Origin of the sequence: Bradyrhizobium sp. SZCCT0153, from assembly GCF_018129995.1 — a bacterium.
GTDB classification, from domain to species: Bacteria; Pseudomonadota; Alphaproteobacteria; order Rhizobiales; family Xanthobacteraceae; genus Bradyrhizobium; species Bradyrhizobium japonicum_G.
In genome coordinates, this window is the sequence record NZ_JAFCKS010000003.1 from 271465 (window position 1) to 295615 (window position 24151).

A 24151-nucleotide genomic window follows, 5' to 3' on the forward strand; every position below is an offset into this window, starting at 1 on the left:
GTCGGCCACTGGGCCGCTTTGTCGCGCGAAGCAGGCTCGCGGCTTCGGTCCGGCCGGCCGCCTTTTAGCGGCTTTGGCCTTGCCGCAACAGGGGTGGGGGGTGATCGCGGTGGCGGGGCTTGCCCAGGCCCGGACCTGTTAATAATTCCTCACCCGCAAGGGCGGTGAAGCCCGGATATGATCTGCCAAAACCCAATGTTTTCACGGCGGAAACGTAGCTTCGGTCCTTGCGGGCCCCTCCCCCCCTCCTATATGAGCGTCAACCATCGCAATATCGCGAATGTTTGATCTTAGGGGGTTTCGGTTCGGGTGCCTTCTGGGCCCAGCCAACCTGCCGCAAAAAGAAGGATATCAGGACCATGGGAAAGGTCATCGGGATCGACCTCGGCACCACGAATTCGTGCGTTGCCGTAATGGATGGCAAAAACGCCAAAGTCATCGAGAATTCCGAAGGCATGCGCACGACGCCTTCGATCGTCGCCGTCACGGACGACGGTGAGCGCCTCGTCGGCCAACCGGCCAAGCGCCAGGCCGTCACCAATCCTGAGCGCACCTTCTTCGCAGTGAAGCGCCTCATCGGCCGCCGCTACGACGACCCGATGGTCGAGAAGGACAAGAAGCTCGTTCCGTACAAGATCGTGAAGGCTTCCAACGGCGACGCCTGGGTCGAAGCCGATGGCCAGACCTACTCGCCCTCGCAGGTTTCGGCCTTCATCCTGCAGAAGATGAAGGAAACCGCGGAAGCCCATCTCGGCCAGAAGGTCGACCAGGCTGTCATCACCGTTCCCGCCTACTTCAACGACGCCCAGCGCCAGGCGACCAAGGACGCCGGCAAGATCGCGGGCCTTGAAGTGCTGCGCATCATCAACGAGCCGACCGCGGCCGCGCTCGCCTATGGTCTCGACAAGACCAAGACCGGCACGATCGCGGTGTACGATCTCGGCGGCGGCACGTTCGATATCTCCATTCTGGAAATCGGCGACGGCGTGTTCGAGGTGAAGTCGACCAACGGCGACACCTTCCTCGGCGGCGAAGACTTCGACATGCGCCTCGTGGGCTATCTGGCCGACGAGTTCCAGAAGGAGCAGGGCATCAACCTGCGCAACGACAAGCTCGCGTTGCAGCGCCTGAAGGAAGCCGCTGAAAAGGCCAAGATCGAGCTGTCGTCGACGACGCAGACCGAGATCAACCTGCCTTTCATCACCGCGGACCAGACCGGCCCGAAGCATCTGACGATGAAGCTCACCCGCGCCAAGTTCGAGGCGCTGGTCGACGACCTCGTCCAGAAGACCGTCGAGCCCTGCCGCAAGGCGCTGAAGGACGCCGGCGTCACCGCCGGTGAGATCGGCGAAGTGGTTCTGGTCGGCGGCATGTCGCGCATGCCGAAGGTCCAGGAAGTCGTGAAGCAGCTGTTCGGCAAGGAGCCGCACAAGGGCGTCAACCCGGACGAAGTCGTGGCGATCGGTGCCGCGATCCAGGCCGGCGTGCTCCAGGGCGACGTCAAGGACGTGCTGCTGCTCGACGTGACCCCGCTGTCGCTGGGCATCGAGACGCTGGGCGGCGTGTTCACCCGCATCATCGACCGCAACACCACGATCCCGACCAAGAAGAGCCAGGTGTTCTCGACCGCCGAGGACAGCCAGAACGCGGTCACCATCCGCGTCTTCCAGGGCGAGCGTGAAATGGCCGCCGACAACAAGATGCTCGGTCAGTTCGACCTGATGGGCATTCCGCCGGCTCCGCGCGGCATGCCGCAGATCGAGGTGACCTTCGACATCGACGCCAACGGCATCGTCAACGTTTCGGCCAAGGACAAGGCTACCGGCAAGGAGCAGCAGATCCGCATCCAGGCCTCCGGCGGCCTGTCGGAAGCCGACATCGAGAAGATGGTCAAGGACGCCGAGGCCAATGCCGAGGCGGACAAGAAGCGCCGCGAGGCCGTGACCGCCAAGAACGAGGCGGATGGTCTGGTGCATTCGACCGAGAAGGCGCTTGCCGAGCACGGTTCGAAGGTCGCCGAGACCGAACGCCGCGCCATCGAGGATGCCGTCAGCGACCTCAAGGAAGCGCTGAAGGGCGACGATGCCGAGGCGATCAAGGCCAAGACCCAAACGCTGGCCCAGGCGTCGATGAAGCTCGGCGAGGCCATGTACAAGCAGCAGGCCGAGGCCGACGCCAAGAAGGACGCGGCCAAGGACGACGTCGTCGACGCGGAATTCACCGAAGTCGACGACGACAAGAACAACAAGAAGTCCGCCTGATCCCCAAGAGGGTGATGATGCGGACGGCTTGGACCCCACACGCGCTAACGGCCTCCTCCCTCGCGGGGGAGGCCGCCGTGTCGGGCTCGACAGGCCAGGGCTCTGGCCTCGTTACGATCGATCAATTCCCAGTTGTTATTCTGAACGCTGCCTTGCAGTCCTCTGCCGCGAGGCGGAATGGCGCTTATATCGTCGCATGGCGACGTTGTTTCGCTCCGACTTGAATCGCGATTGGATAGACCGAGTTCATCATGTCCACGTCCACCAAGCGCTGCTATTACGAGACTCTCGAAGTCGAACGCGATGCTGACGATTCCGTCCTGAAATCGTCGTTCCGCAAGCTGGCGATGAAGTTCCACCCCGACCGCAATCCCGGGGACGACACCAGCGAAGTCAAGTTCAAGGAAATCAACGAGGCCTACGAGGTCCTGAAAGACAAGGACAAGCGCGCCGCCTATGACCGCTTCGGTCATGCCGCCTTCGAGCAGGGTGGCGGTGGCGGCGCCGGTTTCGGCGCGGGCTTCGCCTCCTCCTTCTCCGACATTTTCGAAGACCTGTTCGGCATGGCTGGACAACGTGGCCGCGGCGGCCGCGAGCGCGGCGCCGACCTGCGCTACAATATGGAAATCACCCTCGAGGAAGCCTTCGGCGGCAAGACCGCGCAGATCGAGATTCCGGTCTCGGTCACCTGCGAGGCCTGCTCGGGCATCGGCGCCAAGGCCGGCACCAAGCCGAAGACCTGCTCGACCTGCGGCGGCGCCGGCCGGGTGCGGCAGTCGCAGGGCTTCTTCACGCTGGAGCGGACCTGTCCGGGCTGCCAGGGCCGCGGCCAGATGATCGAGGACGCCTGCCCGTCCTGCTCGGGCCAGGGGCGTGTCACCCGCGAGCGGACGCTGTCGGTCAATATTCCTCCGGGCGTCGAGGACGGCACCAGGATCAGGCTCGCCGGCGAGGGCGAGGCCGGGGTCCGCGGCGGCCCGCCCGGCGACCTCTACATCTTCCTTTCGCTGGCCCAGCACCAGTTCTTCCAGCGCGACGGCGCCGATCTGCATTGCCGCGTGCCGATCTCGATGGTGACGGCCGCCCTTGGCGGCGAATTCGAGGTGCCGACGATCGAGAAGGGCAAGACCAAGGTGAAGGTCCCGGCCGGGACCCAGTCCAGCCGTCGATTCCGCATCGCGTCGAAAGGCATGCCGGTGCTGCGCTCGCGCCAGATGGGCGACATGTACGTCCAGGTCGTGGTCGAGACCCCGCAAAATCTCACCAAGAAGCAGCAGGAATTGCTGGCCGAGTTCGAAAAGCTCTCCTCCGGCAACACCCAGCCGGAATCCGAGGGCTTCTTCACCAAGGTCAAGGATTTCTTCGGTAATCGGGCGAATTGAGCCGTCTTGACCGTACCGCCTTCGGCCTATACCTGTTTATGACCATTTTCTGACACGCCGCGGTCACGCGGTCTCGTCCCGTCCGGTCCAGACATGCCATTGCCGTCGTCCGCGCGTGCGTTGAAGAAGCCTCGTCTTGACGACGAGGTGCGTTTTCTCCGGTCATGGATCGAAAAGCCCCTGCACATGGGGGCGGTGATGCCGTCGGGCAAGCTGCTGGCCCGGACCATGGCCCATTACGTCGATGTCAATTCGGACGCTCCGGTGGTCGAGCTCGGGCCCGGCACCGGCGCCATCACCTCGGCCCTGATCGAGCGCGGCGTCGATCAGAAGCGTCTCGTCCTGGTCGAATACAATCCCGGCTTCTGTGCGCTGCTGCGCGACCGCTATCCGCAGGCCAAGGTGGTGCAGGGCGATGCCTATCGCCTGCGCGACACGCTCTGGAACGTGCTGAGCGCGCCGGCTTCCGCGGTCGTCTCCGGCCTGCCGCTCGTCACAAAACCGATGCTGACGCGGCTGCGGCTCATCCGTGACGCCTTCACCGCGCTGGCGCCCGGCGCGCCTTTCGTCCAGTTCACCTATGCGGTGGTGCCGCCGATCCCGAAATCGCTGCCCGGCGTGTCCACAGAGGCCTCCGAACGGATCTGGATGAACCTTCCGCCGGCCCGCGTCTGGGTGTATCGCAAGCACTAATTCCGCCGGCATCCTTAGTTTGCGCGGCGGGCTCGTTTCGCCGAACGCATGGAAGTGGATGTCCGCACCCAAAATCCTGGTCATTCCCGGCTCGCTGCGCACCGGCTCGCACAATGCGAAGCTGGCGGCGGTCGCTGCCCATGAATTCGCGAAAGCCGGTGTCGACATCACCCGCATCTCGCTCGCCGATTTTCCGCTGCCGATCTACGACGGCGATCTCCAGGCCAAATCCGGCGTGCCCAAGCACGCCATCAATCTCAAGCGCATGATCGGCGCGCACCATGGCGTGCTGATCGTCTCGCCCGAATACAATGCTTCGGTGCCTCCGCTGCTGAAGAACGCAATCGACTGGGTCAGCCGGGTGCATGAGCTGCACGAGGCGCGCGGCGACGTCTTCCGCAACCGTGTCTTCGCGCTCGCCGGTGCCTCGCAGAGCCGGCTCGGTGCTGCTCGCGCGCTGCAGGCGTTGCGGCTGATCCTGACCTCCTGCCACGCCAATGTGATTGCCAGCCAGCTCACGCTCGCCTTTGCCGATCAGGCCTATGACGATATGGACAGGCTGAAGAACGAGGGCGATATCGCCGCGTTGAAGGAGCTGGTGCGGCAGTTGATCGACATTTCCCAACGCATGATGTGAGGTGACATGACGCAAGCCGAGATCGCCCCGAAAGACCGCCTGATCGTTGCGCTCGATCTGCCGAGCGTTGATGCCGCGGAGGCGATGATCGCGAAGCTCGGCGACAGCGTCACGTTCTACAAGATTGGCTATCAGCTGGCTTATGCCGGCGGCTTGCCGCTGATCGGCAAGCTCGCCGACAAGGGCAAGAAGGTGTTCGCCGATCTGAAGATGCACGACATCGGCAATACGGTGACGCGTGGTGTCGAGAGCGTGGCGAAGCTGGGCGCAACTTTCGTCACGGTGCATGCCTATCCGCAGACCATGAAGGGCGCCGTCGAAGGCCGCGGCAGTGCCAGCCTGAAGATTCTCGCCGTCACGGTGCTGACCTCCTACAACGACGACGATCTGCATGCAGCCGGCTATCGGCTCAGCGTCTCCGAGCTGGTCGAGGCGCGCGCGCAGCAGGCGCAGGTGCTCGGCATCGATGGATTGGTGTCGTCGCCCGAGGAGGTGGGAGCCTTGCGCAAGATCGTCGGCCACCAGATGAGCCTCGTCACCCCCGGCATCCGCCCGGCGGGTTCGGCAACCGGTGACCAGAAACGCATCATGACGCCGGGGCGCGCGATCACTGCGGGCGCCGATTACCTCGTCGTCGGGCGTCCGGTGGTGGAAGCCGCCGATCCCAAGGCAATAGCCGAGGCCATCCAGGCCGAGATCGCGCAGGCGCTCGGAGCATGATCCGGACCCGAAGGGCCGCGTTAGCGCAAAGTGTGCAGCGGTTTTCCGATCAGATCATGCTCAAATAGAGATCAACAACAACACAGGGAGAAGAACAATGGCAAAGGGCTACTGGATCGGACGCGTCGATGTGAGCAGCGACGAGGGCTACAAGCCCTATGCCGTCGCCAACGGTCCGATCTTCAAGAAATGGGGTGGCCGCTTCGTGGTCCGCGCCGGCAAGTTCACCACCGTCGAAGGCGCCAGCCGCACCCGCAACGTCGTGATCGAATTCCCGGACTACGACACCGCGATCGCCTGCTACAACTCGCCGGAGTACCAGGCCAACATCAAGGTACGCCAGCCGCACTCCATCGCCGACCTCATCATCATCGAGGGCTATGACGGCCCGCAGCCGTCAGACGGCTGAGGCGCGATCTCAGGCCTGCATGGTTCGAGACGCCCGCTTGCGCGGGCTCCTCTCCATGAGGGTCTGATATCCCGCCGCGAAACGCGACCTCATCCTGAGGCCCGCCGCAGGCGGGCGTCTCGAAGGATGGCCGCAGGCGACCCTGCCCGATCCCCCTCGGTTGCCGGAACTGCGTCCTCCCGCTAAAACGGCCCCGAAGAGGATCACACCATGTCGGACATGCGCCTGATTGTTGCTGGAGCCGGCGGCCGGATGGGCCGGGCGCTGACGCGGGCGATCGCCGAGAGCAAAGGCGCGGTGCTGGCGGGCGCGCTGGAGGCGCCGGGCTCGGAGCTGCTCGGCAAGGATGCCGGTGTGCTCGCAGGCCTGCCGGCCAACGGGATCAAGCTCTCGGCCGACCTCTGGGCGATGTCGAAGGAGGCTGACGGCATCCTCGATTTCACCGTGCCGGCTGCGACCCTCGCCAATGTCGCGATCGCGGCCGAGCGCGGCCTCGTCCACGTCATCGGCACGACGGGCTTGTCGGGTTCCGACAATGCCGTGATCAAGAGCGTCACCAACCGCGCCGTCGTGGTGCAGTCCGGCAATATGAGCCTGGGCGTCAATCTGCTCGCCGCCGTGGTCAAGCGCGTCGCCAAGGCGCTCGACCAGAGCTTCGACATCGAGATCGTCGAAACCCATCATCGCATGAAGATCGACGCGCCCTCGGGCACCGCGCTGATGCTGGGCCAAGCGGCTGCTGCCGGCCGCGGCGTTGCGCTCGACGAGCATGCGGCGCGCGGCCGCGACGGCATCACCGGCGCGCGCCGGCCCGGCGATATCGGCTTCGCCTCGTTGCGCGGCGGCACCGTGGCGGGCGATCACAGCGTGAGCTTCCTCGGCCCGTTCGAGCGGCTGACGCTGTCGCACCAGGCCGAGGACCGCATGCTGTTCGCTCATGGCGCATTGAAGGCGGCGCTGTGGGCGCATGGCAAGCCGGCGGGGCACTACTCCATGGCCGACGTGCTCGGCCTATCCGACATCTGAACAAAACGGAAAGCAGTTGATGAGTGAACGTCTTCTCGTGCTCGTGCGCCACGGCCAGAGCGAATGGAATCTGAAGAACCTGTTCACGGGCTGGAAGGATCCCGATCTCACCGAGCTCGGCGTGGCCGAGGCAAAGGAAGCCGGCCGCAAGCTGAAGGCGCAGGGCCTCGTGTTCGACGTCGCCTACACCTCGGTGCTGACGCGCGCGCAGCACACGCTCGATCTCATCCTCGGCGAGCTCGATCAGAAAGGCCTGCCGACGAGCAAGGACCTCGCGCTGAACGAGCGCGACTACGGCGATCTCTCCGGCCTCAACAAGGACGACGCCCGCAAGAAATGGGGCGAGGACCAGGTGCTGATCTGGCGCCGCTCCTACGACGTGCCGCCGCCCGGCGGCGAAAGCCTGAAGGACACCCTCGCGCGGGCATTGCCTTACTATGTGCAGGAGATCCTGCCCGGCGTGCTCAACGGCAAGCGCACGCTGGTTGCCGCCCACGGCAACTCGCTGCGCGCATTGATCATGGTCTTGGAGAAGCTGTCGCCCGAAGGCATCCTGAAGCGCGAGCTCGCCACCGGTGTACCGATCATCTATCGGTTGAATGCGGATTCGACGGTGGCGTCGAAGCTGGATCTGGCTGGGTAGCGCCGACACCGTAGGGTGGGCAAAAGCGTAGCGTGCCCACCATGCATCAACGATCGCAAAAGAATGGTGGGCACGGCGCGCGAAGTGCGCCGCCTTTGCCCACCCTACGAAATCTACTGCATCCCCAGCTGCCCGGCTTCCCAGCCCAGCATCGCCTGCTTGCGGGTGATGCCCCAGTGATAGCCGGTGAGCGTGCCGCTCTTGCCGAGCGCGCGGTGGCAGGGCACGACGAACGAGACCGGGTTCTTGCCGACCGCGGCGCCGACGGCGCGCGAGGCCTTCGGGCTGTTGATGTTGCAGGCGATGTCCGAATAGGACACCGCGCGGCCCATCGGGATCTTCAGCAGCGTCTCCCACACCCGCACCTCGAAATCGGTGCCGATCATCACCACACGCAGCGGCTGGTCCGGCCGCCACAGCTTGGTGTCGAAGATGCGCTGTGCCAGCGGCGCGGTGCCTTCGTGATCCTCGACGTAAGTCGCGTTCCGCCATCGCCGCGTCATGTCGGCGAGCGCGATCTTCTCTTCGCCGGGGTCGGCGAAGGCAAGCCCGGACAGTCCGCGGTCCGTTGCGATCACGATCGCCGTGCCGAACGGCGAGGGGTGGAAGCCGTAGCGCAAGATGAGACCCGCGCCGCCGTTCTTCCATTCGCCCGGCGACATCGCTTCGTGCGTGACGAACAGATCGTGCAGGCGGCCCGGGCCCGAGAGGCCCGAGTCGAGCGCCGCATCGAGGATGCTCGCTGAATCCCGCAGCAGGCCTTTGGCATGATCGAGGGTCAGGGCCTGCATGAAGGCCTTTGGCGTGATCGAGGCCCAGCGCCGGAACAGATGGTGCAGCTCGTCCGGCGTGACGCCGGCCGCATCCGCCATCGCCTCGATGGTCGGCTGTGCGCGCCAGTTTTCGGAGATGAAGGCGATCGCCCGGCGCACGGAATCATAGTCGCGCAGCGCGGCGTTCTGGGAGCCTGGCCTGGCCAGGCGCTGGTCATGTATCGCGAGTGTCATCATGACCGCAAATGTAGGAGAGGGGAGGCTTCGAAACCACCCGATTTCCGACAGCGCTCAGGTCACCGGATTGTAGGTCGGGCCGCGCTTGGCGGCGTTCAAGGCCTCGATCAAGCCTTTGTAGAAGCTTGCCTTTTCGTCCGGTCCGAGAAAGCGGGCGATCTGGATCTGGCGGCCCCGCGAAATCAGATAGAGATGCTCGATGCCAAAATCCTCGTCGACTTCCGTGTCGAGCCGGACCCAGAGCGGATTGAAGGTCCATTCGGCGACCTGGCCGCGATGGCTGACGCGCCGCACGCGCAATTCGGATGTCGTGACCACGATCTCCTCGCGGGCGCGCGCGCTACGGAAATTGGCCTTGAAGGCCCACCAGATCACCAGCACGTCGAGGCCGAAGAAGCCGAACACCGGCCATGCCCCCATCATCAGGAAGACGAGGCCGGTGACGAAGCTGACGGCGCTCAGGAACAGCATCACGGCGAGGAAGCCGGTACGGTTCAGCGAGCGGTGCGGGGTCAGCAGCGCGGAGAAGATCTGCACTTCGCTGTCGCGCTCAATTTCGTTGCCTGTGCTCATCGTCCCTCAGTATATCCCGATCATGGCGAAAATCACCCGCAAGCCGGCCCCGCGCAAAAAGCCCGTGCCGAAGAAAAAGGCAACGGCAACGGTCGCGAAGCCCAAGCTTCCCGCTAAAAAATCGGCGCCGGCCAAAAAATCCCTGAAAGCGACAAGGCCCAATTCTATCAAATCTATCAAACCTTGGACGCCGGCCGAGATCCACGAGGTCTTCAGCCGTTTTCGCAAAGCCAACCCGGAACCGAAAGGCGAGCTCGAGCACGTCAACCCGTTCACGCTGCTGGTCGCCGTGGTGCTGTCGGCACAGGCCACCGACGCCGGCGTCAACAAGGCGACGCGCGCCTTGTTCGAGGTCGCCGATACGCCGCAGAAGATGCTCGACCTCGGCGAGGAGTCCTTACGCGACTACATCAAGACCATCGGCCTCTACCGCACCAAGGCGAAAAACGTGATCGGGCTCTCGGCAAAACTGCTCAGCGAGTTCGGCGGCGAAGTGCCGCGCACGCGGGCCGAGATCGAATCGCTGCCTGGTGCCGGGCGCAAGACCGCCAACGTCGTGCTCAACATGGCCTTTGGCGAGCACACCATGGCGGTCGACACGCATGTCTTCCGTCTCGGCAACCGGACCGGCCTTGCGCCCGGCAAGACGCCGCTGGAGGTCGAGCTCGGTCTCGAAAAGGTGATCCCCGCAGAGTTCATGCTCCACGCCCATCATTGGCTGATCTTGCATGGCCGCTATACTTGCCTCGCGCGCAAGCCGCGCTGCGAGGTATGCCTGATCAACGATCTCTGCCGCTGGCCGGAGAAGACGGTCTGAGGTAACGGCAAGACTTGCGTTCGGGCAAGGTCGCTTGGGGGCAAAGTCGTTTTGAGGGATGTCGTGAGTCAGCAGGAACAAGTCTCGTCGCCATCACCGGTCGCCGCGCCGGCCCCGCCGCCGAAGCCCACGCAGCCGCCGGCGAGCTCGCTGTGGAGCCGGCTCGCGATCCCGCTGTTCGCGGTGATCGTCGCGCTCGGCTTCGTCGCGCTGGCAACGCAGCGCTTCGACGAATGGGTCGGCAACGCGGTGATCCAGACCACCAATGACGCCTATGTGCGCGCCGAGCTGACACAGCTTGCGAGCCGCGTCTCCGGCGAAGTACTGACCGTTGGGGTCACCGACTTCCAGCGCGTCAAGGCCGGCGATCTGCTGGTTCAGATCGATCCTGCGGACTATCAGGCGCAAGTCGCGCAGTCCGAAGCTGCGGTCGCCGCCGCTCAGGCCGCGCTCGACAATCTGGCCAATCAGGTCGAGCTGCAATATGCGACGATCGCGCAGGCGCAAGCCGCGCGGCTCTCGGCCGAAGCCCTGGAGGTCGAGGCGAAACAGGAGCAGGAGCGCCAGCAATCGCTGTCGCAGAGTGAATCCGGCACGCGGCAGCGGTTCGAGCAGGCGGTCGCGGGCTATGCCAAGGCGCAGGCCGACGTGCGCGCGAGCCGCGCCGTGATCGCCGCCCAGCAGCATCAGCTCGAAGTCCTGCAGGGCACCAGGAAGCAGCGCGCCGCGGATGTCGAGGCGGCCAAGGCGGCGCTTGCGGGCGCAAAACTCAAGCTTGGCTATACGAAGATTGCGGCGCCGTTCGATGGCGTCGTCGGCGAGCGTCAGGTGCAGCCCGGCGACTACGTCAACATCGGCACCAACCTCATCAACGTCGTGCCGCTGCCCAAGGTCTACGTGATCGCAAACTACAAGGAGACCCAGCTCACGCACGTGGCGCCGGGCCAGCCGGTCGAGATCACCGTCGACAGTTTCCCGCGTGAGACGCTGCGCGGCAGGGTCGAGCGCATCGCACCGGCGACGGGCTCGCAAGTCGCCTTGTTGCCGCCGGACAATGCGACCGGCAATTTCACCAAGGTGGTGCAGCGCATTCCCGTCCGCATCCAGCTCGACGACAACCAGCCGATCACGGCGCGGCTGGTGCCGGGCATGTCGGTCGTCACCAGCATCGACACGAAGGCCGCGAATGGCGGAAAGTGACGATGCCGGCCGCGGACCCCTCTCGCGCGGTGGCGTCGCGCCACAGCCCCTGTTCGCCGTCGCGGCCGTGCTGCTCGGCTCGTTCCTCGCCAATTTCGACAGCCGGCTGACCACGGTCGGGTTGCCCGACCTGCGCGGCGCTTTCTCGCTCTCGTTCGACGAGGGCGCCTGGCTCTCCACGGCCGGCATCGGCTCGCAGATCTTCATCGCGCCCGCGGTGGCCTGGCTTGCCACCGTATTCGGCCTGCGCCGCGTGCTCGGCATCCCCAGCCTCGTCTATGCCGGCGTGTCGCTGATCATCCCGTTCGTGCACGATTATCCGACGCTGCTCGCTTTCAGCGTCGTGCATGGCCTGCTGCTCGGCACCTTCGTGCCGGCGACGCTGATGATCGTGTTTCGCAATCTGCCGATCCGCTGGTGGCTGCCGGCGATCTCGATCTATTCGATCCGCGTCGGCTTCGCGCTGGACACGTCGAGCTCGCTGGTCGGCTTCTATGTCGACCATCTCGGCTGGCAATGGCTGTACTGGCAAAGCGTCGTGATCGCGCCGCTGATGGGCCTGATGGTCTATCTCGGCACGCCCAACGAGCCGGTCAATCGCACGCTGCTTGGCGAGGCCGATTGGGGCGGCATGCTGCTGCTCGGCGCCTCGGTCTCGATGATCTATGCCGGGCTCGACCAGGGCAATCGGCTGGACTGGCTGGGATCGGGAACGGTGATGGCGTTGCTGGCCGCCGGTGCGGTGCTGTTCGCAGGCTTCCTCGTCAACGAGTCCCTGGTCAGGCAGCCATGGGCGCACGTCAACGTGCTGTTCTCGCGCAATATCGGCCTGGGGCTGGTGCTGATCCTGCTCTATACGCTGACCAGCCTGTCCAACGCCTCGCTGGTGCCGAATTTCCTCGGCGCCATCGCCTTGCTCAGGCCGGAGCAGAGCGGCCTTTTGCTTCTCACCTGTGGCGCGTTGCCGATGCTCGTGCTGGTGCCGCTCTCGATCTGGCTGCTGCGGCATTTCGATACGCGGACGGTGGTGGTCGTGGGATTTGCCTGCTTCGCCGCCGCCAATCTCTGGGGCACGCAGCTCAGCCATGACTGGGCGCGCGAGGATTTCGCCGGCATCGTGCTGCTGCAGGCGATCGGGCAGTCGCTGACCCTGCTGCCGCTGATCATCACGCTGCTGTCCAACTCCGATCCCAGCCGCGCGACCTCCTTTGCCGCCTATATCCAGATCATGCGGCTCGGCGGCGCCGAGATCGGCGTGGCGCTGATGGGGACGTGGCTGCGCGTCCGCGAGCAGGCCCATTCCTTCTATCTCGGCCAGAATCTCGGCGTCGGTGATGTCGATGTGGTTCGCATGCTGAAGCAGCTCGCCGACCATTTCGCGGCCCATGGTGCGGGCTCGGCGCAGGCCCGCGCGGTCGGCACGCTCGCGGGCCTGGTCCAGCGCGAGGCCAATGTGCTCGCCTATATCGACGGGTTCTGGCTGTGCTTCTGGGTGGCGATGGCCGCGCTCGGCTGCATCGCGCTGCTCACCCGCGCGCCGCCCGGCCCGTTCACGCCGGCGCCGTTCGGCTTCGCCAGGATGCTGTTGCGCAAATTTGGAGTGCAGGTGACTTAAGTCAGCGTCACCGCATCTGCCGTGCCGGCTCGATCAGCTCGGGCCGTGGACCCGACAGCCGCTTGTGCATGTGGACCATGAAGGCCATGCCGAAGATCGGCGTCGCCAGATTGACGATCGGGATCGAGACGAAGGCCGCGATGATCAGGCCGGCAGCGAAGATGGTCGCGGCATTGTCGCGCCGCATCGCCTTGGCTTCCTCCGGCGAGCGGAAGCGCATCGCGGCGAGCTCGAAATATTCGCGTCCCAGCAGCCAGGCCGTGGCGAGGAAGAAGATCAGGAAACCGGCGCCGGCCAGGAACACGAAGGGCAGCGCGATCAGATAGACCAGGATGGTCAACAATGCGGTCTTGACGCCCTCGTAGATCGCCTGGCCGACCGGCAGCGCGACGCCGGGACGCTCGGCGGGATAATGCTCGCGCTCGACATGGTCGGCGACGTCGTCGACGAACAGGCTCGCCACCAGCGAGGTGATCGCCGGCATCAGGAACACTGCGCCGAACACGACGCCAAGGCCCGCCGCGATCGAGACGATCCAGGCCAGGACCTCGAGCGAGCCGTGCCAGCCGGGACCGAGCAGGCCTTCGAGCCAGACCTCGCCATAGGTCGCAAACCAGCTGAGCAGCCGCTGCAGGCCGATCGCCAGCACGATGATCAGCACCAGTGCGACGCCGATCGACCGCCACAGGATCGAGCGCATCGGCGGCGAGATCATTTGCGACAGCGCCTTGACGGCGGCATCCAGCATGGGAGTACCTCTCGGGAAAACCACCCGCGAGAGGTAGACATACCCGGAAGGTTCAGCAAGAGGCCGAGCCTTCCGGGAACGCTCTAGCTCACCCTGATGACGAGGGCATAATTCTGCGGCGCGAGGGCGATGGAATGCGCGATGACGGAGATCACGGCTTCGCCGGGCGGCAGATTATCGAAGATGACCTGCTCCACGTTGTTCCTGCGGTCGAAATCCGTCGAGCCGGCCGGCATGTTGCCGTGACGTTCCTGCTTGTTGGCGACCACGACGAGGTCGAGGTCGCTTTGCAGGCCTTCGCCGGGCGGATCGGTCCAGACCAGCGTGATCTTCAGGCGACGGCCTCCCGCGGGGATCGTCACCGTGCGGTCTTCGCGGTCGCCGGCGTCGAGCTTCTTTTTCTCGTCGAAGAACTGCAAGGTTTCCTTCGCAGCGAGCGGGCCGACCACGGCCTGGACGTCGACCCGGCCGAAGCCCTGACTGTTGTTTGCGACGGAGCCGGCCTCCGACGGATTGTATTGTCCGGCAAGACTGCGTGCTCCGTTGATGATGAGCGCCTTGAGCAGCGCCGCGCTCGGCGACTTCAGTCCGTGGCTCTTTCTCAGGAACGCCCGGACCACGGCAACACACCCGGCGACCAGGGGGGTTGCCATGCTGGTGCCGCCCTCGAACATGTAGAGCGGGTCCTTCGAGAGCTGCCATCCCTCCGATTGCGTGGTGCGGGAGCGCGCTGACAGGATGAACGATCCCGGCGCCACGACGTCGGGCTTGATGCGTTCGTCGTTGGTGGGTCCCCGGCTGCTGAACGCCACCATCCCTTCGGGATTGTTGGCCACGCGATCGGATCGAATGGGAGTGGCTGGAAAATCGTGTGGCCAGGCCGCTCCGTAGGTCATGGTCTGGTTGGGGCGATTGTTCTCGCAGGCGCCGATGGTGAGGCAGTTCTTGGCCGTACCGGGCGGTGTCACGGAGTTGGGGTCCACCTGACCGTTGCCATCCTTGTCGCTGCCTTCATTCCCCGCGGCGAAGCAGATCAGCATGTCGCGATGCGCATAGACGAACGTGTCGAGCTCGTTGGCCTGGGAGTCGTATACGCCGAAGTTTCCGACGCTGCCCCAGGAGTTGGAATGGATTCGCGCCTTGTCGGACTTGTAGGGCGGGCCGAACAGCGCATCGAGGCTGTCGGGCAGGCCGCCGAGATTGCCGCCGCTGTCGAGCACGGATTGCAGGACCAGCTTGGCGCCGGGAGCGGTGCCGCGGATCGGGCCGTCGCTCTTCGACACGCCGTCGCCCAGGGCAGAACCCGCAACATGAGTGCCGTGGCCGTCCGGATCGTCCTTGCGTCCGGGACGGCCGAGCGCATAGAGCTTCTTGACGCGCCCCTTGAAGGCCGGGTGCGTGTTCGTGGTCGATCCCTTGTCGAAACCGGTATCGGCGATCGCGATGATCTCGCCGGTGCCCTCGCCACCATTGCCCGGCGCCGCCGCGGGAACGCGAAGAATTCCCCGCGCGATGTTGTTGAACAGCTTGCGGGGAAACACCTTCTCCACACTGCGGACCTCGTCGAGCGCCGCGACGTCGGCAAGACGGCGCATCTTCAGCGTCACGCGCACCTTGGCGGTGCCCGGGACGACGTCGTCGAGATGCACATGCGCCGCTTCAGCGATCGCCTTTGCGGCGGCCTTCACGCCGATATTGCGGTGGAGCATGACGTCGACGGTCACGCTGGTGCGATCGAGCGCCGCCGGCTTTGCGGCAAGCGCGCGCGCCGCGGCGACCCCGCCGGGTTGAGTGTCCAGATTTCGCAGCGCCGGCGCGATCTTTACGATGCCCGGATAAACGTCTGCCCACGTCACGAACGGCAGCTTCCGGACCTTGTCGAGCCCGGACGCCGGAAAGTGACAGATGACGGCGCTGCCCGGGACGGCTTCCAGGATCTTGGCGCCCGCCTTGGCAAGCTGCTTTCTGCGCTCGGCATTGAGCGGCTGGTTGGTCTGCACGATGATGTAGTCAGATTCCTTCGCATTAGCATGATCCAGCGAGAGCGCTGCGCGTTCCGCATGCGGAGCCGAAGGATCGATCGTGATGCCGTTGATCGTGATCTGTGCCATGGCCGTTCTGCTCTCCCTGAATCATCATCCGTTTTTGTTGTCCGCGATGGCAAAAGCGCCGGCTCGAGGCCACGCCGCGATACGCGTCTCCGCAGCTTGACTTCGACAAGCGTCTTTCATTGGTCGGCCAAGTCGGCCGGCGGTTACAATCCTAGATCGAATTTATTGGTGTCGAATGGGTCGGGGCTATTGACCGATCACGTGCCGGTTCGGGCCGCAGACGGTTCCGTCGTTCAATAAAGGCAGTTCTGGAAAAAAGGCGCGCAGTATCTGAACCAATCCAGACTTCAGACTACACCTAGAGTTGAGGCGCGACAATCCGTCTTCCGGCCGCAGGCGGAGCACGTCGTGGCAAGCTCGGCGACGCCGATCCCGCCGCCGGCTATCGGATCTTCCTCAACGGCATCGGCACGACGACCGCGGCACCAGCTGAGTGCCATGACGTGCGGAACGTCACACCGTATCCAGCGGCCTGCCGCGCACGTTCGGGCCGAACAGCGCCATGGCGATCACCACGATCAGCATCGCCGCGGTAATCAGGCCGAACACGCCGGTGACGCCGGCCTCCTTCAGCATGTAGGCGACGATGAAGCCCGAGAACGTCGCGCTCAGCCGGCTCATCGAATAGACGAGGCCGGAGGCGCGCGCCCGGATCTGGGTCGGAAACACCTCGGTCTGGTAGGCGTGATAGGCGTAGGACATCGTCGTGTTGCAGGCCGTCAGCAGCACGCCGCAGACGATCAGCAGTACGGGCTCGGTCAGCTGCGCGAACGCCATGCCGAAGACGATGATGGCGACGCAGGCTCCGGCGATGATCCACCGGCGCTCGAATTTGTCGGCAAAGCTCGACGCCAGCAGCGGCGCGATGGGATAGGCGAAGGCGACGATGAAGGAATATTGCAGGCTCTTGGTGATGTTGATGCCCTTCTCCACCAGCAGCGTCGGCACCCAGTTGGCGAAGCCGTAGAAGCCGAAGGCCTGGCAGAGGTTGAACACCATGAAGAGGACGACGAGCGAGAGATAAGGCGGGCGGAACAGGTCGGCGAAGCCGACGTCCGCGGCCGAGCGCGTGGCCAGCGGTGCGGGCGGCGGCGCCGGTCGCGCCGGAGCAATGTTTCCGCCGGCGGCTCCAAGCCTTGCCAGTTCGAGTCTTGCAAGGATGCGATAGGCCTCCTCGGCGCGGCCGTGCCGCGCCAGCCAGAGCGGGCTTTCGGGCAGGAACAGTCGCAGCACCCAGACGATCATGCTGGTGGCCGCACCAATCAGCACCACCCAGCGCCAGCCGTCGATGCCGTAAGGCGCGAGCGGCACCAGCCACCAGGCGAGAAAGGCGACGACGGGCACGGCGATGAACATGATCGACTGGTTCACCGCGAAAGCGCGGCCGCGCATCCGGCTCGGCACGAGCTCGGTGATGTAGGCGTCGATGGTGATGACCTCGACGCCGATGCCGATGCCGGCGAGGAAGCGCCAGAACAGCAGGCCTTCCGGGGAGGTCTGGCAGGCCATGATCACGGATGCCGCGGTATAGAAGAGCAGGGCATAGGTGAAGATCGCGCGGCGGCCGAAGCGGTCGGCCAGAAAGCCGAGAAAGAAGGTTCCGACGAACAGGCCGGCAAAGGTCGCGGCGACGAAAGCCCCGATGCCGGAGAAGCCGAAGAAGGCCTGCGTCGTCGTGGAGAGCAGGCCGCTGCGAATGAGGCCCGGCGCGATATAGCCGGTGAGGAACAGATCGTAGATCTCGAAGCAGCCGCCGAGCGAGAGCAGGACGACGAGGCGCCAGACGTAAGCGGAGCCGGGCATTGCCTCCAGGCGCTGCGAGATTTCGTCCGGTGCCGCGGATGCGGTGCCGAGCTCAAAGCCAGTGCCGATGCCGACAACGCTCATGAAATCCTCCCCGGAAGAGCGCGCATCTGCGTGCGGCTCTGGTTCCCGGCGGCTTTCTTGCTGAAGCTCTGCCGGATCGCGGCCATGTTGGCGTCCGCGAGCCAGAAATCCAGACGAACATATCGATGGAAGCGTTCGAGATTTTCGAACTCGGCTAATGAGAGGCAGGACAGACGCTCGGCGGCGCGAACCCGTTTACCTCTCCCGCAAGCGGGAGAGGGAGCGCACCATCGTGTCTACTCCGCCAGCGTCGCCTGCCAGCCGCCGCTGCGCACCTGCCCGGCGATCAGCGCCAGCATCAGGCGACGCATCTCCTCCATGGCATAGGTCATCGGGCGGTTGCGCAGGCGGCAGAGATAGAGCGTGCGGGTCAGCTTCGGCTCGATCACCTCGCGCGCGACCAGGCGGCCCGCCGCGAGCTCCTCCCGTGCGAACAGCTTTGTCGCGATGGTGCAGCCCAGTCCTTCCACCAGTGCGCCGGTCATGCCTGTGATCGAATTGGCGTGCAGGATGGCGCCGCCTTCCAGCCGCTTGAGCAGCACCGGATCGTCCAGCAGCGCGCGCGAGGACAGGCCGAGACCGTAGCGAAGCAGGATCAGCGGCAGCCGGTTCAGCTCCTCGAAGCGGATCGGCGCCTTGCTCTTGCCGACCAGTTTTGGAATGCCGACGAGGAACATCTCCTCTTCGAGCACGGCTTCCGTGATCAGCTCCTTCTCCGACGGCGGATTGTAGACCAGCGCGAGATCGACATTGGACACCATCAGATGCATCAGCGTCGCGCCCGACAGGCTCTCGGTGAGCGACATCTTGAGCTTGGGATATTTGGTGAGCACCGTGCGCATCAGCTCGACGCCGATCGCCTTGACGCCGGAATTTGCCATGCCGATCGAGATGTCGCCGGCAATGACGCGAGCGCCCTCGCGCACCTCGGTCTCGGCCTCCGCCATCGCACGCAGGATGATGCGCGCGTGTTCATAGAGCCGCTCGCCGGCCGCGGTCGGCTCCATGCCGCGCGACTTGCGCTCGAACAGGGGCGTTGCGAACTCGGCCTCCAGGTTCGAAATATGATGGCTCAGCGCGGACTGCGCGACATTGACCTGGTCGGCCGCACGCGACAGGTTCCGCTGCTCGTAGACGGCGATGAAATAACGGAGCTGGCGTGAATCCATGGCAGAAAAGCGTTCTATAATCGTGAAGATAATCTTCGATAGATTATATTTTTCAGATGGCTTGTGAAGGCCTAGTCTTTGGGATGGACGAACAGGGAGACACGCATGGCCGAGACCGGACTGCCGCTTGCAGGCGTGCGCGTCGTCGAGATGACCCACATGGTCATGGGCCCGACCTGCGGTATGATCCTCGCCCAATTGGGCGCGGAGGTGATCAAGGTCGAGCCGCCCGCGGGCGACAAGACCCGCTCCCTTGGCGGCATGGGCACCGCGTTCTTTCCGCTGTTCAACCGCGGCAAGCGCAGCGTGGTGCTGGATTTCGAGCAGCCGGATGATCGCGACACCATGCACCGGCTGCTCGCGAGCGCCGATGTGTTCCTGGAGAATTTCCGCGACGGCCAGCTCGAGAAGCAGGGACTTGGCGCGGACGAATTGCGCCGCCTTCATCCGCATCTGATCATCGCCGGCCACAAGGGTTTCCTGTCCGGCCCCTACGAGCATCGCCCTGCGCTAGACGAGGTCGTGCAGATGATGTCGGGACTCGCGGCCATGACCGGCACCAAGGAAAAACCGCAGCGCGTCGGCTCGTCCGCCAATGACATCATGGGCGGCATGTTCGGCGTGATCGCGATCCTCGCGGCGCTCTACCAGAAGCGCGGAGGCAAACGTGACGGCGCCGACATCCGCATCGGCCTGTTCGAGAACTGCCTGTTCCTGGTCGCCCAGCACATGGTCGAATACGAGATGACCGGCAACAAGCCGCGCTCGATGCCGGAGCGCGAGCACGCCTGGCCGATCTACGACATCTTCGAGACCGCCGGCGGCGAGCGCATCTTCATCGGCGTCGTCACCGAAGGCCATTGGCGGAGCTTTTGCCGCGAATTTGGCCTGGCCGAGTTTCTCGATGATCCCGCCTTGCGCACCACGACCGATCGCATCCTCGCGCGCGGGCGGATCATTCCGCGCGCCGCAGAGGTGGTGAGGCAGTGGGACGTGACGAAGCTGTCCGAGAAGCTCGATGCGCTCAACATCTGCTTCTCGCCGATCAATCGGCCCGAGGATCTCTTTGCCGATCCCCATGTGCTGCGGCCGGGCGGGCTCGTCAACAATGTCACCGCCGACGGCAAACCGTTCCGGGTGCCGGCGCTGCCGATCGAGTGGAACGGCCGCAACATCGGCGAAGGCCTGAAGGTCGCGCCGCTCGGCGCCGACACCGCGACGGTTCGCGCCGAGATCGACGATCAAGACGTCACGTCAAAAACAGGGAGGCGCGCATGAGCCGGATTCAGGAGATCTACCCCGCAGACCGCGTCAGCCTGCGCGAAGTGGGTCTGCGCGACGGGCTCCAGCTCGTGAAGAAAATTCCGCCGACAGGCGCCAAGCAGCGCTGGGTCCGAGAGGAATATGCCGCCGGCGTGCGGCATTTCGAGGTCGGATCGTTCCTGCCGGCAAAGACCTTTCCGCAATTCGTCGATGTCCGCGACGTCGTCGCGACCGTCGCGGCATTGCCCGGCGCGCATGGCATCGCGCTCGCCCTGAACGAGCGCGGGGTGAACGAGGCGCTGCAATCCGGCGTCGGCGAGATCGCCTCGGTGGTCTCGGCCACGGAAGAGCACAGCCAGGCCAATGCGCACCGCTCGCGCGAATCCGCGATCGCCAATGTGAAACGTCTCTGCGACATGCGCGATGCGAGCTCCCACAAGCCGCTGGTGAATGCCGCGATCTCGATGGCGCTCGGCTGTTCCATCACCGGTGCGGTTGATCCTGCAGAGGTGCTTCGCTTGGTCGACAAATGCCTTGAGGCCGGCGTCGACTTCGTCGCGATCGCCGATACCGTCGGCTATGCCGGGCCGAAACAGGTGGCCGAGCTGACGCGCGCTGCGGTTAAGCTCGCGGGACCAAAGCCGATCTGCATCCATCTCCACGACACCCGCGGCATGGGCATTGCGAATGCGGCGGCCGCGCTCGACGAAGGCGTCCGTATCCTCGACGGCTCGCTCGGCGGCCTCGGCGGCTGCCCCTTCGCGCCCGGCGCAACCGGCAACGTCGTGTTCGAGGACCTGGTGTTCCTCTGCGAGAGCAAGGGTTTTGCGACGGGCATCGATCTCGAGAAGCTGATCGCGGTGCGCAGGATCCTGCGCGAGGAAATGCCGAACGAGGCGCTGTACGGCGGCATCGCGCGGGCGGGCCTGCCGGGCGGGACCGCGGCGAAGGCGGCGTGAGGTTTTCTTCTCTTCTCCCGCAAGCAGGGGGAGAGGGGAAGTGGACCGTGCTGTCAGTTCGACCTACTCATGCCGATGCCCGTGCTTGCGCACCTTCGCCTGCTTGCCATCCCCCGTCGGGATCATCACCACGCGCCCGTAGCGCACGCCGCGTTCGGCGATGATGTGGTCGGCGAAATGCCTGACCTCGCCGGCGTCGCCGCGCAGGGCGGTCATCTCCATGCAATTGTTGTCGTCGAGATGAACGTGCAGCGTTGCCAGCGCGAGGTCGTGGTGGCCGTGGAATTCCTGCACCAGTCGTTTCGACAGATCGCGCGCGGCGTGGTCGTAGACATAGACGAGGCCGGCGACGCAAGAACCGGTCTGCGCGGTATCCTCACTGCTCTGCTGCAGGCCGGCGCGGGCGAGATCGCGGATGATCTCGGAGCGATTCTGGTAGCCGCGCGCTTCGGCCGCCGCGTCGATCTCCGCCAGGAGATCGTCCTCGATCGTGATCGTAATCCGCTGCATCAGGTCTTCTCCGCGTACGCCGAATGGAGCTGTTTTACACGGATTTTGCGACCCTCACAGCCGCGTCGCGCGCAGCCTCAGCGCATTTCCGACCACGCTGACCGAGGACAGCGCCATCGCTGCTGCGGCGATGATCGGCGACAGCAGGATGCCGAACGACGGATAGAGGATGCCGGCGGCGATCGGAATGCCGGCCGCGTTGTAGATGAAGGCGAAGAACAGATTTTGCCGGATATTGCTCATCGTCGCCTGCGACAGTTTTCGCGCGCGCACGATGCCAATGAGGTCGCCCTTCAGCAGGGTGACGCCCGCGCTCTCCATCGCCACGTCGGTGCCGGTGCCCATGGCGATGCCGACTTCGGCCGCGGCCAGCGCCGGGGCATCGTTGACGCCGTCTCCGGCCATCGCGACGATGCGGCCGGCCTTTTGCAGCCTTGTCACCACCGCGCTCTTCTGGTCCGGCAGCACCTCGGCTTCGACCTCGGCGATGCCAAGCCGGCGCGCCACCGCTTCCGCCGTGGTTCGATTGTCGCCGGTCAGCATGATGACCTTGATGCCTTCGGCAGCTAATGCCTTCAGCGCCTCCGGCGTCGAAGCCTTGACGGGATCGGCGATCGCGAACAGGCCGGCGAGCCGGCCGTCGACGGCCATGTTGATCACCGTGGCGCCGTCGCCGCGCAGGCGCTCGGCCTCGGCGTCGAGCGCTTTGGTATCGATGCCGATCGATGTCAGATATCGCGCATTGCCGAGCACGATGGTTTTGCCGTCGACCTTGCCGGTCGCGCCCTTGCCGGTCGGCGAATCGAACTGCTCGACTTCGCCAAGGGCGAGCTGCTTCTCCTTTGCCGCGCGCACGATGGCGTCGGCCAGGGGATGCTCGCTGGCGCGCTCGATGCTGGCAGCCATGCGGAGGATGTCATCTTCCGCAAATCCAGCCGAAGGCAGGATCGCGACGACCTTGGGCTTGCCCTCGGTCAGGGTGCCGGTCTTGTCGACGACCAGCGTGTCGATCTTCTCCATCCGCTCCAGCGCCTCGGCGTTCTTGATCAGCACGCCCGCCTGCGCGCCGCGGCCGACCCCGACCATGATCGACATCGGGGTCGCAAGGCCAAGCGCGCAGGGGCAGGCGATGATCAGAACGCTGACGGCGGCGACGAGACCGAAGGCGAGCCGCGGTTCCGGGCCGAACCAGGCCCAGGCCGCAAAGGCCGCGATGGCAACGGCAATGACGGTCGGCACGAACCAGCCGGCGACCTGATCGGCCAGCCGCTGGATCGGCGCGCGTGAGCGCTGCGCGTCCGCGACCATCTGCACGATCTGCGACAGCAGCGTCTCGCGTCCGACCTTGTCGGCGCGCATGATGAAGCCGCCCGACTGGTTGAGCGTGCCGGCGATGACTTTTGCGCCGCTCTCCTTGGTGACCGGCATGGATTCGCCCGTCACGAGCGACTCGTCGAGCGAGGAGCGCCCCTCCAGGATGGTGCCGTCGACCGGCACTTTCTCGCCCGGACGAACGCGCAGACGATCGCCGGCGTGGAGCGTCTCGATCTCGACCTCATGCTCGCCACCGTCGGCATCGACGCGGCGTGCGGTCTTCGGCGCGAGCTGGAGCAGCGCCCTGATCGCGCCCGAGGTCGCATCGCGGGCGCGAAGCTCCAGCACCTGTCCGAGCAACACCAGCACGGTGATGACGGCGGCCGCTTCGAAATAAACGGCGACCGCACCCTCATGGGCGCGGAAATTGGCAGGAAAGATCTGCGGCGCGAGCGTGCCGATCAGGCTGTAGACGTAGGCGACGCCGGTGCCCATCGCGATCAGCGTGAACATGTTGAGGTTGCGCGTCAGCAGCGACTGCCAGCCGCGGACGAAGAACGGCCAGCCGGCCCACAGCACCACGGGCGTGGCGAAGACCAGCTGGATCCAGTTGGAGAGGGTCTGGTCGATCCAGTTGTGCGGACCCGCGAGATGGCCGCCCATCTCCAGCACCACGGCCGGCAGCGCCAGCGTGCCGCCGATCCAGAGCCGCCGCGTCATGTCGGCAAGCTCCGGGTTGGGGCCGGTCTCCAGGCTCGCCACCTCCGGCTCCAGCGCCATGCCGCAGATCGGGCAGCTTCCGGGTCCGACCTGGCGAATCTGCGGATGCATCGGGCAGGTGTAGATCGTGCCCGCGGGCATCTCGGGCTCGCTCGCCTTGTCCTTGGCGAGGTACTTGGCGGGATCGGCGGCGAATTTGGTGCGGCAACCGGCCGAGCAGAAATGGAAGGTCTCGCCGTGATGCTCGAACCGGTGCTTCGAGGTCGAAGGATCGACCGTCATGCCGCAGACGGGATCGCGGACTTTTGCGGCAGCGGCGCCGTGGCCGGCATGATCGCCGTGCCCGCCGCAGCAGGAGGAAGCCGCGGGCTTGTCGGCGGGTGGAACAGGCTTGGCGGAGCAGCCGCATCCGGAAGGTGTTTCCGACTGGTGATGGTGCCCGTGCTCGGTGTCGTTCATTGCCTCGCTCCAGCCTTGTAATTTA

Annotated in this window: 21 protein-coding genes; 13 read left to right on the forward strand and 8 right to left on the reverse strand. The window is 65.2% G+C overall.

Annotation, left to right across the window (positions count from 1 at the left end; translation table 11 throughout):
* Positions 1–359: 359 nt before the first annotated feature.
* The 8 genes from dnaK (at position 360) to JQ572_RS15040 (ending at position 7771) form a co-directional block, all read left to right on the forward strand.
* The gene (dnaK, locus tag JQ572_RS15005; protein ID WP_063198803.1) at positions 360–2261 is read left to right on the forward strand and encodes a molecular chaperone DnaK; all 1902 of its coding nucleotides are present in this window, start codon (positions 360–362) and stop codon (positions 2259–2261) included.
* Between the two features lie 251 nt (positions 2262–2512).
* Entirely contained in the window at positions 2513–3643 is a 1131-nt protein-coding gene (gene dnaJ, locus JQ572_RS15010) for a molecular chaperone DnaJ (protein ID WP_211383808.1), read from the forward strand.
* A gap of 93 nt (positions 3644–3736) precedes the next feature.
* A complete protein-coding gene (locus JQ572_RS15015) occupies positions 3737–4336 on the forward strand; it encodes a class I SAM-dependent methyltransferase (protein ID WP_211383809.1) in 600 nt (199 codons plus the stop codon).
* Positions 4337–4394: 58 nt separating this feature from the next.
* Complete coding sequence (locus JQ572_RS15020) at positions 4395–4973, forward strand: NADPH-dependent FMN reductase (RefSeq protein WP_211383810.1); 579 nt, start codon at positions 4395–4397, stop codon at positions 4971–4973.
* A 6-nt stretch (positions 4974–4979) separates the two neighbouring features.
* On the forward strand, positions 4980–5693 hold the full coding sequence (gene pyrF / locus JQ572_RS15025) for an orotidine-5'-phosphate decarboxylase (RefSeq protein ID WP_211383811.1): 714 nt from the start codon (positions 4980–4982) through the stop codon (positions 5691–5693).
* A 97-nt stretch (positions 5694–5790) separates the two neighbouring features.
* Positions 5791–6102, forward strand: a complete 312-nt coding sequence (locus tag JQ572_RS15030) for a DUF1330 domain-containing protein (protein WP_211383812.1) — start codon at positions 5791–5793, stop codon at positions 6100–6102.
* Positions 6103–6312: 210 nt separating this feature from the next.
* Entirely contained in the window at positions 6313–7128 is an 816-nt protein-coding gene (gene dapB / locus JQ572_RS15035; RefSeq protein WP_211383813.1) for a 4-hydroxy-tetrahydrodipicolinate reductase, read from the forward strand.
* A gap of 19 nt (positions 7129–7147) precedes the next feature.
* Positions 7148–7771 (forward strand): 2,3-bisphosphoglycerate-dependent phosphoglycerate mutase, encoded by a 624-nt coding sequence (locus JQ572_RS15040; protein ID WP_211383814.1) that lies wholly within the window; start codon positions 7148–7150, stop codon positions 7769–7771.
* A gap of 113 nt (positions 7772–7884) precedes the next feature.
* Here JQ572_RS15040 and JQ572_RS15045 read toward each other — a convergent pair whose 3' ends face one another.
* Complete coding sequence (locus tag JQ572_RS15045; RefSeq protein ID WP_211383815.1) at positions 7885–8781, reverse strand: methylated-DNA--[protein]-cysteine S-methyltransferase; 897 nt, start codon at positions 8779–8781, stop codon at positions 7885–7887.
* A gap of 54 nt (positions 8782–8835) precedes the next feature.
* Complete coding sequence (locus JQ572_RS15050; protein ID WP_211383816.1) at positions 8836–9354, reverse strand: DUF2244 domain-containing protein; 519 nt, start codon at positions 9352–9354, stop codon at positions 8836–8838.
* A gap of 22 nt (positions 9355–9376) precedes the next feature.
* Here JQ572_RS15050 and nth point away from each other — a divergent pair, with 22 nt between their 5' ends.
* The 3 genes from nth to JQ572_RS15065 all read left to right on the forward strand — a co-directional run bounded on the left by nth (position 9377) and on the right by JQ572_RS15065 (position 12986).
* A complete protein-coding gene (nth, locus tag JQ572_RS15055) occupies positions 9377–10171 on the forward strand; it encodes an endonuclease III (protein ID WP_211383817.1) in 795 nt (264 codons plus the stop codon).
* A gap of 63 nt (positions 10172–10234) precedes the next feature.
* Positions 10235–11371, forward strand: a complete 1137-nt coding sequence (locus tag JQ572_RS15060) for an HlyD family secretion protein (RefSeq protein WP_211383818.1) — start codon at positions 10235–10237, stop codon at positions 11369–11371.
* Positions 11358–12986 (forward strand): MFS transporter, encoded by a 1629-nt coding sequence (locus JQ572_RS15065; RefSeq protein WP_211383819.1) that lies wholly within the window; start codon positions 11358–11360, stop codon positions 12984–12986. Before JQ572_RS15060 ends, JQ572_RS15065 begins: the two co-directional genes overlap by 14 nt.
* 7 nt (positions 12987–12993) lie before the next feature.
* On the opposite strand, the gene JQ572_RS15070 is transcribed toward JQ572_RS15065, so the two are convergent.
* From JQ572_RS15070 to JQ572_RS15085, 4 genes are all read right to left on the reverse strand, one after another.
* Positions 12994–13734: a sulfate transporter family protein gene (locus JQ572_RS15070; RefSeq protein ID WP_211383820.1), complete on the reverse strand. Its 741-nt coding sequence runs from the start codon at positions 13732–13734 to the stop codon at positions 12994–12996.
* A gap of 83 nt (positions 13735–13817) precedes the next feature.
* Entirely contained in the window at positions 13818–15845 is a 2028-nt protein-coding gene (locus tag JQ572_RS15075; protein WP_211383821.1) for a S8 family serine peptidase, read from the reverse strand.
* 453 nt (positions 15846–16298) lie between these two features.
* Positions 16299–17732 (reverse strand): MFS transporter, encoded by a 1434-nt coding sequence (locus JQ572_RS15080; RefSeq protein ID WP_211383822.1) that lies wholly within the window; start codon positions 17730–17732, stop codon positions 16299–16301.
* A gap of 236 nt (positions 17733–17968) precedes the next feature.
* Positions 17969–18901 (reverse strand): LysR family transcriptional regulator, encoded by a 933-nt coding sequence (locus JQ572_RS15085; RefSeq protein ID WP_211383823.1) that lies wholly within the window; start codon positions 18899–18901, stop codon positions 17969–17971.
* A gap of 105 nt (positions 18902–19006) precedes the next feature.
* Here JQ572_RS15085 and JQ572_RS15090 point away from each other — a divergent pair, with 105 nt between their 5' ends.
* Positions 19007–20179 (forward strand): CaiB/BaiF CoA transferase family protein, encoded by a 1173-nt coding sequence (locus JQ572_RS15090; RefSeq protein ID WP_211383824.1) that lies wholly within the window; start codon positions 19007–19009, stop codon positions 20177–20179.
* Positions 20176–21123: a hydroxymethylglutaryl-CoA lyase gene (locus tag JQ572_RS15095; RefSeq protein WP_211383825.1), complete on the forward strand. Its 948-nt coding sequence runs from the start codon at positions 20176–20178 to the stop codon at positions 21121–21123. The genes JQ572_RS15090 and JQ572_RS15095 overlap by 4 nt, the downstream gene beginning before the upstream one ends.
* A 63-nt stretch (positions 21124–21186) precedes the next feature.
* Here JQ572_RS15095 and nikR read toward each other — a convergent pair whose 3' ends face one another.
* Complete coding sequence (gene nikR / locus JQ572_RS15100; protein WP_211383826.1) at positions 21187–21633, reverse strand: nickel-responsive transcriptional regulator NikR; 447 nt, start codon at positions 21631–21633, stop codon at positions 21187–21189.
* 54 nt (positions 21634–21687) lie between these two features.
* Positions 21688–24126, reverse strand: coding sequence for a heavy metal translocating P-type ATPase (locus JQ572_RS15105; RefSeq protein WP_211383827.1), 2439 nt, complete (start codon positions 24124–24126; stop codon positions 21688–21690).
* Positions 24127–24151: the final 25 nt, after the last annotated feature.